The 14,696-nt window shown below is 66.1% G+C and carries 13 protein-coding genes; 3 read left to right on the forward strand and 10 right to left on the reverse strand.

Annotated features, from left to right (window positions below; all coding sequences use genetic code 11):
* The first annotated feature begins 86 nt into the window (after nucleotides 1-86).
* Nucleotides 87-1,001: a glycosyltransferase family 2 protein gene (locus tag BN996_RS16775; RefSeq protein ID WP_089780977.1), complete on the forward strand. Its 915-nt coding sequence runs from the start codon at nucleotides 87-89 to the stop codon at nucleotides 999-1,001.
* 42 nt (nucleotides 1,002-1,043) lie between these two features.
* On the opposite strand, the gene BN996_RS16780 is transcribed toward BN996_RS16775, so the two are convergent.
* The 4 genes from BN996_RS16780 to BN996_RS16795 all read right to left on the reverse strand — a co-directional run bounded on the left by BN996_RS16780 (nucleotide 1,044) and on the right by BN996_RS16795 (nucleotide 5,663).
* A complete protein-coding gene (locus tag BN996_RS16780; protein WP_089780978.1) occupies nucleotides 1,044-2,348 on the reverse strand; it encodes a helix-turn-helix transcriptional regulator in 1,305 nt (434 codons plus the stop codon).
* 323 nt (nucleotides 2,349-2,671) lie between these two features.
* Nucleotides 2,672-3,277 carry a DUF7344 domain-containing protein gene (locus BN996_RS16785; RefSeq protein ID WP_089780980.1) on the reverse strand — a complete coding sequence of 202 codons (606 nt, stop codon included), beginning with the start codon at nucleotides 3,275-3,277 and terminating at the stop codon, nucleotides 2,672-2,674.
* Between the two features lie 261 nt (nucleotides 3,278-3,538).
* Nucleotides 3,539-4,528, reverse strand: a complete 990-nt coding sequence (locus BN996_RS16790; protein WP_089780982.1) for a Gfo/Idh/MocA family protein — start codon at nucleotides 4,526-4,528, stop codon at nucleotides 3,539-3,541.
* Nucleotides 4,521-5,663, reverse strand: coding sequence for a DegT/DnrJ/EryC1/StrS family aminotransferase (locus BN996_RS16795; RefSeq protein ID WP_089780984.1), 1,143 nt, complete (start codon nucleotides 5,661-5,663; stop codon nucleotides 4,521-4,523). The genes BN996_RS16790 and BN996_RS16795 overlap by 8 nt, the downstream gene beginning before the upstream one ends.
* 249 nt (nucleotides 5,664-5,912) lie before the next feature.
* On the opposite strand from BN996_RS16795, the gene BN996_RS16800 reads away from it, so the two are divergent.
* Nucleotides 5,913-6,521, forward strand: coding sequence for a DUF7344 domain-containing protein (locus BN996_RS16800; RefSeq protein WP_167344163.1), 609 nt, complete (start codon nucleotides 5,913-5,915; stop codon nucleotides 6,519-6,521).
* Nucleotides 6,522-6,786: 265 nt separating this feature from the next.
* Nucleotides 6,787-6,948, forward strand: coding sequence for a hypothetical protein (locus BN996_RS20260; RefSeq protein WP_167344164.1), 162 nt, complete (start codon nucleotides 6,787-6,789; stop codon nucleotides 6,946-6,948).
* A gap of 17 nt (nucleotides 6,949-6,965) precedes the next feature.
* Here the strand turns inward: BN996_RS20260 and BN996_RS16805 are convergent, their stop codons facing one another.
* The 6 genes from BN996_RS16805 to BN996_RS16830 all read right to left on the reverse strand — a co-directional run bounded on the left by BN996_RS16805 (nucleotide 6,966) and on the right by BN996_RS16830 (nucleotide 14,692).
* On the reverse strand, nucleotides 6,966-8,897 hold the full coding sequence (locus BN996_RS16805; RefSeq protein ID WP_089780986.1) for a PAS domain S-box protein: 1,932 nt from the start codon (nucleotides 8,895-8,897) through the stop codon (nucleotides 6,966-6,968).
* Nucleotides 8,898-8,930: 33 nt separating this feature from the next.
* Nucleotides 8,931-10,187, reverse strand: coding sequence for a PAS domain-containing protein (locus BN996_RS16810; RefSeq protein ID WP_089780988.1), 1,257 nt, complete (start codon nucleotides 10,185-10,187; stop codon nucleotides 8,931-8,933).
* 203 nt (nucleotides 10,188-10,390) lie between these two features.
* Nucleotides 10,391-10,921 (reverse strand): helix-turn-helix transcriptional regulator, encoded by a 531-nt coding sequence (locus tag BN996_RS20585; protein WP_226908789.1) that lies wholly within the window; start codon nucleotides 10,919-10,921, stop codon nucleotides 10,391-10,393.
* 388 nt (nucleotides 10,922-11,309) lie between these two features.
* A complete protein-coding gene (locus BN996_RS16820; protein WP_167344165.1) occupies nucleotides 11,310-11,978 on the reverse strand; it encodes a helix-turn-helix domain-containing protein in 669 nt (222 codons plus the stop codon).
* A 51-nt stretch (nucleotides 11,979-12,029) separates the two neighbouring features.
* Entirely contained in the window at nucleotides 12,030-12,863 is an 834-nt protein-coding gene (locus BN996_RS16825) for a phosphatase PAP2 family protein (RefSeq protein WP_089780991.1), read from the reverse strand.
* Nucleotides 12,860-14,692, reverse strand: a complete 1,833-nt coding sequence (locus tag BN996_RS16830) for an ABC transporter substrate-binding protein (RefSeq protein ID WP_089780993.1) — start codon at nucleotides 14,690-14,692, stop codon at nucleotides 12,860-12,862. The genes BN996_RS16825 and BN996_RS16830 overlap by 4 nt, the downstream gene beginning before the upstream one ends.
* Between the last annotated feature and the right edge of the window lie 4 nt (nucleotides 14,693-14,696).

Consider the following 14,696-nt stretch of genomic DNA (forward strand, 5'->3'; position numbering starts at 1 on the left):
TATCCGATAGGTAAGCACGCCGCCGCCCCGCCCGTTACCGGCTCGATAATAATGCGCCCCCGACGGAGAGTAACAGTCGATACCCGATGCCGACAGTGAGCGTTATCATTCCCACGTACAACCGCGCGGACGCGCTCCCCCGCGCCATCGACAGCGCGCTCGACCAGACGCTGTCCGACGTCGAGGTTATCGTCGTCGACGACGCCTCCACGGACGACACCGCGTCGGTCGTCACCGCCTACGACGACCCGAGAGTGAACTACCTCGTCCACGAGACGAATCGGGGGGGAAGCGCCGCCCGAAACACCGGAATCGCGGACGCGAGCGGCGACTACATCGCGCTCCTCGACTCCGACGACGAGTGGGCGCAGACGAAGCTCGAACGACAGGTCGAGACGCTCGAACGGCGGTCCGACGAGTGGGTCGCCGCCTACTGCGGGACGGAGATTCTCGACGACGGGGACGCCAACCCGCTCGTGGAGCGCGCCAAGACCCTCCTCGGGGACCACGGCTCCCGAGAGGGCGCGGAGGGCGGCGAGGAGCTAGTCAAGGAGATTCTCATGGAGAACCTCCACACCAGCGCGGGGTCGACGCTCGTCGTCGAGTCCGAGGTGGTCGACCGAATCGACGGTTTCGACGAGTCGTTCGACCGCTATCAGGACACGGAGTTCCTCATCCGCGTCCTGAAGCAGGGGAAACTCGCCTACGTGGACGAACCGCTGTTGCGACGGTACCCCTCCGGCGGGCCGAGCGCGGACACCGTCCGGCGGGCCAACGCGCACTTCCTCAAGACCTTCGCCGAGGAGGTAGTCGAGTTAGAGACGCGCGGGTACGACGTCACGGGGACCCACCAGTACGCGCTCGCCGCGCAGTACCTCCGCGAGGGGCGGTTCGACACGGGGCTGTCGTACCTCCGGGCGGGGGCGACGCCCGCGCCGGCGCAGCTCCCCGGGCTCGTGTACAGCGTCGCCAGAGGCGTTCAGAGCCGGATGAGTACCTAACGCGGGTCGGAACCGAGTCGACGCGACGGGAGCGACCGCGCGTCACTCGTCGAACGGCGACTCCGCGCCCTTCGGCATCGACCCCTCTTCGGCGACGACGTTCTGCCGGCCCACCGATATCTTCTCGATGTCCTCGTTTTCGTCCATGCTCGACAGCAGTCGGCTGACCTTCGACTTCGACCACCCCGTCTGGTCGACGATTTTGCTCTGGTAGACCCAGCCGCCGTTGTCGCGGAGCAGTTGGATGACCTTGTCCTCGTCGGTCAGGACGGGCTGGGACGACTGCTGGAGTTCGTCTCGGTCGAACTCCGGCGGCTCCGACTGGGAGTCCGGTGTGTCGCCTCCCTCGTCCGTCTCGGTTCCGAGGGGGTCGAACAGCCGAGACGCGGACAGCGACGAGCCGAGCTGATACCTCGACGAGGCGAGGAACCAGCGACCGCCGACGGCGACGACTCCGAGCAGCGTCCCGGCCGTGAACAGGAGCATCGGGGTCGTGCTGCCGTCGGTGGCGTCAGTCCCGAGCCGCTGCTCTAGCCCGTCGTTCAGTCCGTCGCCGTCGGTGTCGGGGTCGACGGGGTTGGTGCCGTGTTCGTACTCGTACCCGTCGTCCAGCCCGTCGCCGTCGGTGTCGACGGTGGCGTTGTTCGGCGGCGTTCCCAGTCGCATCTCGACGCCGTCCGGAATGCCGTCGCCGTCGGTGTCGGGGTTCGTCGGGTTCAACGAGTTCGACAGTTCGACCGCGTCGTTCAGTCCGTCGCCGTCGGTGTCGGGTGCCGTCGGAGACGTCCCGTGCTTCTTCACCTCGGCCCCGTCTTCGAGGCTGTCCCTGTCGGTGTCCTTGAGAAACATAGAGGTGTTGTTGGTCCGCTCGTTCACGTTGCTGAGATTGTCGCCGTCGACGTCGCCTTGCTTCTCAAGTATCGTGACGTTGATCCTGTCGGTGGCGATTCGCTCCGCCTGCCCCGGGAAGCTCTTCCAGAGGACGACAGAGACGTTGCTCGACCCCTCGAACTCGGAGAGGGACTCGTACTCGAACTCGACGGTCTGGTTGCCGGACGTGCCACTGGCCTCGGTGCAGCCGACCTGCTCGCCGCCGCCGTCCCTCACGCACACCTCGTACGTGTTGGACTCGCTCGGGGAGTCGAACTCGACGGCGAGCGTATTCGGCTCTGAGGCCCAGAGATACGTCGAGCCACTCGTCCGGTCGGTGGAAATCGTGTTCGTGAACGTCCCCTCGACGGACGTCTCGTCGGCCGCCAAATCGGCCGTCGCCAGCACCGGGGCGGGGACGACTGCGCCGGAGAGAACGAGCACGACCAGAACGAACGTCGCACGAGCGTACGACATAGTTATCGAAGCACCACCTCGATGCGGGTGTCCCGATTCGACGGTGCCGAGACGGCCGCTCGGCTCGCGGTAGGCCGATGGGAGGCACCACCAAGCGCTCGCGACCGAGGGAGACACGCGTCTGAAATCATTAGCTCCGATTTACGTTATATCGAGGATTCTAGTTCAGCAATATGAATCCTGCGGCCCAACATGACAATTGAGTTACTACTTTGTATCTGGAGAATCCGCGCCGGACGGCGTATAAATCCCCAGTAATATATCGGGTATTCACACCGGGACCAGACGAACGGTGTGCGTCACGCGACAGAACTCCAAGAGCGTTATTCTTCGTCGGTCGCCTCGAAATTGTCGAGGACTTGCCAGAACGTGAGTACCGTGTAGATACTCATGACCGCGAGCGCGACGACGAGGTGAGGAATCGAGTCGAAGCCGGCGAGACCGAGCCCGGACGCACCGACGAAGACCGTGCTCAGGCCCGAGACGCTGAGGTAGTACGCGCCCCACGGTCGCTCGGATTCGGCGTCCGTCTCGTCGTCGTCGCCGTCCTCGGGGAGTTCGAGGTGGGCGATGAGTTCGTTTGCGAGGGGCTTTTTCTCGACGATACCTCTGCTCTGGTTGTAGTCGATGACGCCCTCTTCGTCGAGCTTGGGGAGATGTGCCTGATAGAGGGCGATGTAGACGCGCTGACGCTGGTCGGACATCAACGCCTGCACGGTCGTGTCGTGCTCCCACGCGGCGACCTGCTCCGCGATGTCTCGCATCTGGACCGGTCCCTCGCAGTCACGCAGGTATTCGAGGACCTTCCGACGGCGTTCGTTCTGGAGCAGGTGATATATCTCGTCTTTCCCAAGTTCCGTTTTCTGCTCGCCCGCGTCCGTGTGCTGGTCGATGAGCGCGTTTTCGGTGCCGTTTACTTGAGTGGTCATGCTCGCTCCAACCGTTATTGTGACCCCCAATAAAGAGGGGACACCGTTCCGGATTCTCCGAACTGTTGTGAAAACCGGACCGTGATCAACGCGTATTGCAGCAGTTTAGTGACCGTTGCAGACCGTTTCATGGACCGCTAATCGCATGACAGCGGCCTTGTTCTTCGATTGACATACGGGTCTCGCGGCCGGATCGAAATTCGGCGAAAACGTGATTGTTGCACCGTTCAAGAGAGGTGCTAAGCTCGATTTGACCGCGACTCAGTCCGCGTTGGGGGTTAATGGGCCATCTTTGCCGCCTTCCGCCTGTGCCGCTTCGTCGAGCGCCTTCGTCAGCTTCAACACCCGGAGACCCTGCTCGCCGTCGACCACGGGGTCCGAACCGGTTCGAGCGGCGTTCGCGAACGAGCGGAGTTCGCTTTTCAGCGGTTCGACCTGCTCGACCGCGAGCGTCTCCACGAAGTTCTCGTGGCGGTGGCGGACCAGCGACTCGTCGTCGATGTACGAGGGGACCGACGAGCGGTGTATCTCGATGCTCTGGTCGATGTAGTCGACTTTCACGCGGCAGTCGGCCGCCGAGATGGTGAGGCCGCGGACTTTCTCCTGTGTGACGCGACTCGTCGTGAGCGACGCGGCCACGCCGGAGTCGAACGTGAGGTTCGCGTTCGCGTAGCGACAGTCCGGCGTCCCCGCGGCGTCGTACGAGTCGACCGCGCCGTCGACGATGTCGAGGACGATGTCGAGGTCGTGAATCATCAGGTCCATCACGACCGTGTCGTCGATGGCGCGGTCGATGGGCGGCCCGAGTCGCTCGGTCGAAACCGCGTGGATATCGAGGTCGTCGACGAGGTCGCGGAGGGTGCGAACCGCCGGGTTGAACCGCTCGATGTGACCGACCTGCAAGGCGAGGTCGCGCTCGTCGGCGATGTCGATGAGTTCCTGTCCGTTCTCCGGGTCCTCGACGAACGGTTTCTCGACGAGGACGTGAACGTCCGATTCGAGGGCGCGCTTCGCGTTCTCGTAGTGGAACTGCGTCGGCACGACGACGGAGACGACGTCGGCCTCGTCGAGGAGGCCGTCCATCGTCCGGGCGGTCGTCCCGTAGTCGTCCGCGACGGACGCGGCCCGGTCGTCGTCGACGTCGTAGACGCCGACGAGTTCCGTGTCGCCCAGTTCGTCGTACACCCGGACGTGGTTCTGTCCCATGCTCCCGACGCCGATGACGCCGGCGCTCACGGGCTCGTCAGTCATCGGAGACCCCCATGGCGGACGGCCGAGTTCCGGACGGCGGGTCGATGGTGACCTCGTCCCGAAGGACGGTCCCGACGCGTTCGACCTCCGCGTCGGTGAGGCTGGGGTGGACCGGGATGGAGAGAGCCTGCTCGGCGACCTGCTCGGCGGCGGGGACGCTCACGCGGAAGAACTCGTAGGCAGGCTGGTCGTGAATGCAACGCGGGTAGTACACCCCGCTTCCGATGCCGCGTTCGTCCAGTTGGTCGATGACCGAGTCGCGGTTGCCGACCCGAATCGTGTACTGGTGGTACGAGTGGTCGTACCCCTCGGGGACCGTCGGCGTCACCGCGTCCGTGTCGGCCAGCAGTTCGTCGAGTCGCGCCGCGTTCGAGCGTCGGTCCGCGACGAATCCGGGGAGGCGTTCGAGCTGGACCCGACCCATCGCGGCGGCGATGCTCGTCATCCGGAAGTTGTGACCGAGCGAGACGTGACGGTAGCCGTCGGCCTCCCGACCGTGGTTGACGAAGCTCTCGGCGTTCTGGGCGACGGTTTCGTCGTCGGTGACGACCATCCCGCCCTCGCCCGTCGTCATGTTCTTCGTCGGGTAAAACGAGAAGCTCGCGGCGTCGCCGAGCGACCCGACCGGCGTGTCGAAGTACTCGGCACCGTGCGCCTGCGCCGCGTCTTCGACGATGGCCACGCCGTGCTCGTCGGCGATGTCCCGGAGTTCCGCCATCGGCGCGGGGAGGCCGTAGAGGTGGACGACGACCATGGCCTTCACGTCCTCTTCGAGCGATTCGAGCGTCGCTTCGACGTTCGCCGGGTCGAGGTTGAACGTCTCGGGGTCGATGTCGGCGAACACCGGCTCGGCACCGGCGAAGCGAATCGCGTTCGCCGTCGCGACGAACGAAAACGGCGTCGTCAGCACGCGGTCGCCGGGACCGACGCCGACCGCTTCGAGCGCGGTGTGCAGCGCGGTGGTCCCGTTCGACGTGGCCACGCCGTAGTCGGCGTCGCAGTAGTCCGCGAATTCGGATTCGAACGTGCGTACCTCGGGGCCGTCGGCGATCATTCCCGACTCGACGACGGACTCGATGCGTTCGAGTTCTTCGTCTCCGAGAACCGGGTCGGCGATGTTGATGTCTCCGGTCATCGGCTCGGCCCCTCGTCCGTCGGACTCAGCGCGCCGCGAAGCGCCGAACAGTCGCGTCGATAGTCAATCGGATGTGTGTGTCTCATAGCGTGTCCTGCGGTCCTGCTACCGCTGTCGAGTGCCAGACACCAGTAGCCCATTATTATGGTTTAGATAAGCCGACAGGGCCACTGAAACGTCGATTTTGCCGATTCCGTAGGCGAAAACACCGTGGTTTTATTTTTATAGATTACGTAGCACCTGACGTCAATGGCACCATCGTGGGCACCGACCGGGCCCGACGATGCCGGTGAAAATACCGGCCCGAAGCTCGACGATAGACCCGGACTCGGAGGCGTCTCCGAAACCCGGCGACGGAACACCGTGGTCTCGCTCGTGAACGAACGTTCTGAGACGCCGTACACCGTCGGCGAACTAACCGTCGCGCTCTCGGCGTGGTTCCAAGACGAGACGGACGGAATGGTTCCGACCGACGAGGAGATACACAGCGTACTCTACGACTTCGACCTCCCACAACTCGACGACGACGGTCGCGTGGTCTTCGACCGCGAGACCGGACGCGTGTTCTCGCCGAGCAACGACGGTGCCCACACGGTTCACAGGTCCGCGAGGGGAGGCCCGGATTCGACGGTCGGTGACGCGGGAGAGTCGGTGGTCGGGTCGGCCGCGTCTGAGTCAACGCGCGACCGAGTGACGGTCTCTCGGACGCAGGTAGTGAACATCGCCGTCGTGTTACTCGGCGTCGCCGGCGTCGCCGTCACCGCGTCGAGCGTGAGTCCGCTGGGGACTGCGTACGCGCTCGTCCCCGCCGTGGTCGTCGTTCTCTTTTTCGTCTATCGCGCCCTCGCTGGGGAGTGACGCGACCGATATGTGGAGATATCGAACGGTTCGACTCGCGGCACTATTTCGCTCCGCTTACGGCCACTGTAACGCCGGCCGGCGCTGAATCGACCGCCGAAAAGACGGAATCGTGTCAGGGACGAACCACGAGATAGCGCGACGGTCCCGTTTCAGTTACACCCTGAATAAGGATATGTCGACGCGCGCAATCCACAGTCATGCCTCGTGGAAACGTGACAAGGTGGACAGAGACGCCGACCGCTTCGCCCGAGGAGGGCCAGTGATGCTCACGGGAGAATTCGCCGTGGTGAGCGCGGTGTTCGTTGGCGCTGCGGTCGTCACGTCGGGACTCGGGCACGTCAACCGCGTCGGGCCGTCGTACGTTCGAGCGCGCCAACTCGTGTTCCTGTTCATGCTGTTCGGGACGATTACGCTCGCGCTCTGAGACCGACCGCCGGGGAGTCACTGCCCGCCGCGCTCCACGACGGTTCTGACGACCTTTCTGTGCGCCGCCCGGAGATGCTGTGAGACCGTCGCCGGCGAGAGGTCCAACTGCTCGGAGAGGTTCGTCCCGTCGGTGTCGCGGGGCCACTCGTAGTAGCCGGCGTGGAACGCGGTTCGAAGCACCTCCGTCTGTCGGTCCGTCAGTTCCTCGTCGACCATCGAGGCGAGGCGTTGGGACTCGTCTTCGGTCGAGACCGTCCGTTTGGCAACCACTTCGAGGTCGGGGAAGGCGTCGCCGAGTTGCTCGGTGACGGCGCGGACGTTCGCCCGCTTGGGGAACCGAATCGTGGCGGTGGCCTCCCCGTCTTCGGCGACGAGCGATTCGACCCGTCCGCCGTAGGCGCTCACGACCTGTGTGAGGGGCGCTTCGTCGAGATAGACCGAAAGCGACCCGCTCGTCTCCCGGTTCCAGAGCACGTCGTACGACTGGACCCGGTCGACGTCGTCGAGAACCGCCCCGACCTCGTGGGGGTCGACCGATTCGGTACGAACGTACTGCAGGAACGTTCCGGAGGCGGTCTCGGCCGTGCTCGTGACGAAGATTCGCTCGTCCGTTCCCTCGGTGAGTTCGGTGAGGCGGGGAAGCGTATCGGAGAGCGTCACCTCAAGTTCGGTCATCGAGTCCTCGACGAGCGCCTGCTTTCGGTCGACGGCGTTGAACGCGTAGCCGATCATCTCGGCGAGTTCGGCGAGGACCGTCCGTTCGCGCTCGTCGAACGCTTCCGATTCGCCGCTGTAGAGGCACAAGACGCCGTAGGGAATCCCGTCGTACTCGATGGGGACGGACGCCGACGAGTAGAACCCGCGGTCGAGCGCGGCCTCTCGCCACGGTTCGAACTGGGGGTCGGAATCGATCCGCTGGGTGACCGCGACCGACTGGTTGCGAACCGACCGCCCGACCGGGCCGTCGCCCAACTCGCCGTCGAGCGTCACGTCGAGGTCTTCCACGTAGGAGCCGTGCTCGCCCGCCCATTCGATCGGCGTGACGGCGTTTCGCGCGGGGTCGCTCTCGCCGATCCAAGCCAGTTCGTACCGGTCGTCGCTGGTGAGTCGCTCGCAGATGGCGGTACAGATCTCCTGTCGCGTGTTCGCGCGGACGAGCTCGCGGTCGATGTCACGGATGACCCCGTTGATTCGGTTCAGGGTGACGAGTTCGTCGCGCTGATGTTCGAGTTCGCGCCGCCGGCGTCGCTGCTCCGTCATGTCGCGGACGACCGCGACGAACCCGTGTACGTCGCCGTCGGCGTCGGTGAGCGACCGCAGAGCGACGCGGGCCCAGAACTCGCTTCCGTCTTTGGAGCGCATCCAGCCCTCCTCCGAGGACTCGCCGTCCAGCATCGCTTCGGCCATGCCCGAGTCCGGGCGATACCGCTCGTCGCCGTCGTCCGGGACGAACGCGGAGAGACGCATGCCGACGGCCTCGTCCGCATCGTAACCGGTGATGCACCTCGCGCCGTCGTTCCAGTTTTCGATGCAGCCGTCGCGGTCGATAGAGAAGATGGCGTACTCCGAGACGTGTTCGACGAGCGAGTGAAAGCGGTCTTCTATCCACTGGAGTTGGTCTTTGACCTCGCGGCGCTCCGTGATGTCGCTGATGAACCCCGCGATTCGCTCGCCGTCGGCCGTTTCGAGCCGCCGGCCGTACTCCCAGACCCAGCGAATCCCGCCGTCGCGGTGGACGAGTCGATAGGTCAGTTCGAACGACTCGCCGTCCGCGAGCTGCGACCGGCTGGACTCCCGAACCTCCTGCCTGTCGTTCGGGTGGACGACCGTCGTCTCCCACGCCACGTTCGACTTGAGTTCGTCCGCGTCGTAGCCGGTGAGCGACGCGACCCGTCCCGAGACGTGGTCGAAGGTCCACGTGTCGGCGTCCCGCCGCCGGTATATCATCCCGGGGAAGTCGTCGAGAAGCGAGTCTCGAACCTACTCGATTTCGGCGAGCGACTCCTCGGCGTCGACCCGGTCCGAGACGTCCTCGAAGGCGTGGGCGGTCCCGCCGTCGAACCGACCCACTTCGACCGAGTGGGCGGTGTGTTCGAGGACGCGCTCGTCGCGGTCGTAGCTCTCGCTGACGCGCGCCAAGCGCGCCTCCGAACCGTCCGTAGCCCCCCGGTCGGAGGCCAACAGCGCGTCCGCCAACCGGTCCGTGTCTTCGAGGACCGCGTCGAGCTGCTCGTCGACGAACCGCTCGTGGTCGCGCCCGACCGCGTCCGCCCGGTCGATGCCGACGTACTCGGCGAACGTCTGGTTCGCCCACGCGAGGTCGTCGGTCTCGTCGACGAGGTACATACCCACGTCCGCCCGGTCGAACGCGTCCGCGATAGAGCGACACCGCTCTCGTCGGGCGACGTTCTCGACGACGCTGCCGACCGCCGCTCCGAGGCGTTCGAAGAGGGTCGCGGCGGCGTGCTCGTGAACGGACTCGTCGACGGCGAGCGTGAGCACGCCGTGGAACCGATCGGCGAGGGCGACGGGAACGAACACGAGCGTCGCGCTCAGCGCGTCGTACCGCTCGACGCCCGTCTCGGCGATGGGGACGCGCGTCACCGTCCGCTGTTCGGCGGCCTCGTCGAACGCGGCGGGCGTCCCGGAGTCGAACGCCAGCGTCCCGGCGCACCGGGTCGCGCGTTCGGTCCCGTCGCCGGCGGCGAACCTGTCGAACCGAGCCGAGTGAATCCCGTCGACCCGCTGGACTCGGTCGACGAGTCGAGCCTCGAAGTCGCCGACGTTCGACGCCTTCGAACCGAGGGCCGGCACCGCTGTGAACACCGCGTCGAAGCGTTCCCGGACGCCGAGCCGTTCGCGCTCGCGTTCGAGTTCGACGCGGCGGTCGCGCTCTTCTGTCACGTCCCGGAAGTAGACGGTGAGACCCGTCTCAGACGGGAACGCCCGCACCGAGAACCACGTCTCTAGCGGCTCGTAGTACTCCTCGAACGAGACCGGTTCCTGCTCCGAGACGGCGCGGTGGTACTCCCGGTAGAACGTCGAGTCGCGGGCCTCGGGAAAGGCGTCCCACACCCGTTCGCCGACGAGTTCCGACGCGTCGGCGCCGAGAACGTCCTCCGCGCGGACGTTCAGATAGGTGAACCGCCAGTCGTTGTCGAGTGCGAACACCGCGTCTGTCATCCTCCCCAGCACGGACTCTTTCGAATCTTGGGGTGCGGTCGTCTGGGTTGTCATCGTTGCGAAATCGTCGAACTCGAAGACCGAGGCGTCCCGCCGCCCGCGCGGGCGGCCGAAGCGCCGTCGAGTCACCGAGTGACGCTGTGGTTGCCCATACACTCTCGAAGGAGTATGTCTACTTTGTGGCCGTTACGAACCGGGAGTCAAGAAACGAGACGAGCGGCAGTCCGGCGAGGCGACCGACAGACGGACGCGAGCGGTTACTCGTCGTCCTGCGGGAGGACGACGCACTTCCCGGAACCGAGTTGGAAGCGCCTGATTCGCCCCTGCGTCTCCATCCGACACAGCGTTCGGCTGATAGTCGAATCGGACCAGCGCGTTCGCTCGACCACCTGCGACTGCGGAAGCCGTCCGCCCTCGACGATGAGCAGTTGCAGGATTCGACGCTCGGAGTTGAGCAGTTCGGGGTCGACGCCGAGAAGCGGGTGACCAGCGTCGAGGTCGGGCGCGTGCGCGGCGTGGCCGGGCGTGTCAATCTCGCGCCGCGCCGGGGAAGCAACGTCTTCGGGCGACCGACGGATTCCGGAGTGCGTCGCCGCTCCGGCCGGTTCCCCGGCGCTGCTGAAACCGAGTTGATTCGAGAGGGCGACGGTGAGGCCGATGAACACGGCCCACCAGGATGCGACGCGCGAGGCGACCACTCGTCGATAGTTGGTCGACCCACCGTCCGCACCGATCGCGTCCTCGCCGGTACCTGTCAAGTGGGTGTCGTCGTTACTACAGTCCGCCATGGGAGGATTATCTTTCCCTCATCATATTGTACGTTTTACCAACGTGTTTTGGAGTGGTTCGTGCTATCATTGTCGGGGAGGCGGTGAGTTCGTCCCCCCTGTTCACCGGAGAACCGACGACCGACCGACGGTGAGGCGGGGAAACGAGAACGAGCACTCGGGGCGCAGCGAGTCCGAACGGCGTCGGAGCCGACGGGGCGCGGTACGCAAGCGGGAGGCGTCCGCGACGACTTCCGACCCGACCAGAGCGCGCGGAGCCTATTCGACGGGCTGAAAGCCCTCAGCGAGGGAACCGCGGCGTTCGGATTCGTCACCCGTCCCGAGCAGTCATTCTGATAGTCGGTACGGTCGTGACGTTCGTCGTGTTGTTGGTTGCAAGTGCAAGGAGCTAATACTGGAGACTCAGCGAGGGTCGCTGGATGAGCGCCCGCCGAATCAGCTGTTCGTGTCCGCGTCGAAGCCGCTGGGAGATCGCCTGGTGGGAGATACCAAATATGTTTGATAGCTCCGTGATGGTCGAATCGCGGGGGACGCCGTAGTAGCCGTGCCGGAAGGCGGTGACGAGCGTGTGGTACTGCGAGTCGGTGAGTCCGAACCGCATCGGGTTCGCAAGGTTCTCGGGCGAGACGATTCGTTCGACGTCGAACCGCTGGCCGGCGCGTCGCCACTGGTCGACGAGCGAACTGAGCGCGTTGCGGTCGGAGGCGAGGACGCGGACGACCCACTCGCCGTCGCGGCCGTACGCGCCGAGGACGGTGAGGCTGTCGTCGGCGAACAGTCGCATGAACTCGTCGGTGAGCGGGTCGAGACCGAGACGGTAGATACCGCCGTCAGTCGAGGGCGCGACGGGAGAGATTTCGCGGACGCTCGGGTCGTCACGGAGCGACGGTTCGACCGGAGTCGAGTCGTCGCTTCGAAGCCACAGCAACGGGGAGAGCGTGGCCCCATCGAGTTGCACAGAGCGAACCGGTTGCGCCTCGACGATGGGGTTGCGCGAGAGAACATCGTCGAGCGCGAACGCGGACGCTGGAACGCGAAGTGTAATGATGGTGCTCACGACCGGCCGATGGAACCGGCCGACCCTTATTATCCGGGCGGTAAACCGCCGTCACGAATCCGCCGACCGGCGTTCGACGAACCGGTCGCCGAGCGCGACGCTTCCGTGGCCGAGGGCGACCCCGGCGACCACGTCGGTCCCCCAGTGAATCCCGAGGTACATCGTCGAGAACGCGATTGCGGACGCGAGGAGCGACGCGACGACGGCCCACGCGGGGTACGTCTCTCGCGTCCGAATCGCAATCGCCGCCGCCGACACCGAAAGCGACGTGTGAAGCGACGGGAACACGTTCGTGTTTACGTTCACCTCGCCGGTGAGAATCTGCGTCTGCGGATAGCTGCTGTAGAGGAGCGACTCGACCTGCCCCGGCAGGAGGTTACGCGGGCCGTAGGAGATAAACAGGATATAGCAGGTCAGACCGATGGCGTAGTTCGCCGCGTACGTGACAGCGGTGAGTTTCAGCGGGCGGTCGTCGGCCGCCACGAAGTACGCGATGAACGGGAACACGAGCAAGAAGACGTATCCCGAGAGATACACCGTCGAGAGGACGGCGGTGAGCGCCGGCGTGGCGAGCGACTGAACGGACCCGACGAAGTTCCCCTCGACGGCGTAGATGACGCCGGTGGCGTTCCAGCCCAGCGCCCACGAGAGCTCCGGACCCACGCCGCGGGCGACCTTGTTCACGAGGAGGACGACCGTCAGCAGGCCGAGGTACGGGGCCGCCTCGCGGAATCGACCCCTCCCCGAGCCGTACGCCCCCGCGAGGCGCGACGGGCCGACGATAGTGAGCGTCGCGACCGCCAACGCGATGGCGGCACCGCCGACGACGCGGAGGAGAACCGCGACGAGCGGCGAGACGTTAACCAGAGACTGTGTGGGATTCATTCTTGAATGAGGAGGGTGCCGTCGGTCGAGTAGGCGTACCCGGCGTCTTCGAACACCGACCGCGCTCGCTCCGCGTCGAGCGTGCCGGTCCCCGCGTCGCCGACGAAATCGAGTTCGGAGACGGTCTCGCGCCACGCGTCGTCGTCCGGGACGTACTGGGTGGTTTCGAGCGGCGAGGACGCGGGCCGGGCCTCGCTGCCGAACAGCGACTCCACGAGGAACTCGCGGTCGACGAGTCGGGCGACCGCCCGGCGGAACCGGGGGTTCATAAACGGCGGCCGCCGGTGGTTGTAGCCGATGTGGTAACACCACTCGGGTCGGCTGGAGCGGACGGAGATGCCGGGTTCCTCCTCCGCGGCTTCCCTCGCGTCGGCCGACAGCGAGTTCGCCGTCGCGTCCGCCGCGTCGGCCGCGAGAAGCTCGACGGCGGCACCGTCGGACGGAACGACGTCGAACCGCAGCGAGTCGAACGAGAGGCCGCCGTCGAACCGGGACAGCCAGCCGTCGAGCGCGTCGTCGGTGGCGAGGAAGTGGTCCGCGAACGGCTCCATCGAAATCGACTCTCTGGCCGTCGTTCCCGTCACGCGAAGCGGGCCGCTCCCGACCGGAGAGAGGTTGTTCCGGACGAGCGCCTCAGTGACGTTGCCCCCGTCGAGCCACGACGCGCTCGTCGGGCGGGCGAACGGCTCCCAGACGTGCTCGGGGAGCACCGGAATCGTCAGCGCGCGCGCCGCGACCGACCGGCTCACGTCGCCGAACCGAATCGTCGCCTCGCGGTCGGACGCGGCGTCGACCGAGTCGACGAGCGAGGCGCGGCCCCGGTACCGCGGCGACGGCACCGACTGGTCGAGCGACCCGAGCGCCGTGTCGGAGATGAACCGGAAGGTGAACGCCACGTCCGACGCCGTTATCGGCTCGCCGTCGTGCCACACGAGGTCGTCGCGGAGCCGGAGCGAAAGCGTCGTCGCGTCCCCGTCGGACCACTCCCACGACGCCGCCATCCACGGTCGCATCCGGTCGTAAATCGGACGGCCCAACGAGTCGTAGACGAGGTCGAGGAGCGTCCCGTCCGAGCGAAACGGCGTCGAAAGCGGGTTGAGGTTCTCCGTCGGGCGCGAGTCGTCAAGCGTCATGCGGAGCTCGTTAGCGGGGGTCGGCCCGTCGGTCGTCGTCGCGGACGTCGGCCGCTCGGTCGGTGTCGGGGTCGCGGACGGCGCGGCCGTCGACTCGGTCGGCGAGGCGGTCGCCGCCGTGGGGACTGTCCTCGCACCGAGATACCCCGTGAGGCTGTGGATTCCGACGCCGTCGGGCCAGTTGGCTCGCTCCGGCCGGGTCGCCTGCGCCGGCCGCGGGGCCGCGACGGGCGTGAACGGTTGGGCCTCCGCGACGCGCCGCTGAATCTCCGCGAGCGTCGCGGCGCGAACGGAGCCGGTCTCCGTCCGCTGTCGCTCCAGAAGCGAGTCCAACGACAGGTCGCCGTATCCGAACGGGTTTTGCCACCCGCGGCCCGGGCCGTAGCGAGAGTGGAGCAGGGGGCGGAGGAAGTCCGGGTCGCGCCGGAGCAGCAGGCGGGAGACGTAGATATCGAAGTCGTGGTTCGAGAGCACGTCGCGGAGGAGCTCCTCCCGGCTCATCGGAACCACGGTCGCCGCGATGCCGACCGTCTGGAGGCGCGTGGCGAGATAGCGGGCGAGCCTCGTCGCCATCGCGTCGGTGTCCGCGGGGACCGTTTTGACAGAGAGCGAAAGCGGCGTCCGTTCGTCGCGCGCGACCGTCGATTCCAGCTGTCGGACACACCCGCCGGTCAGGCCCGCGCCTGCGAGCGCCAAAACC

The organism is Haloferax massiliensis, assembly GCF_001368915.1.
In the GTDB taxonomy this organism is placed as follows: Archaea; Halobacteriota; Halobacteria; order Halobacteriales; family Haloferacaceae; genus Haloferax; species Haloferax massiliensis.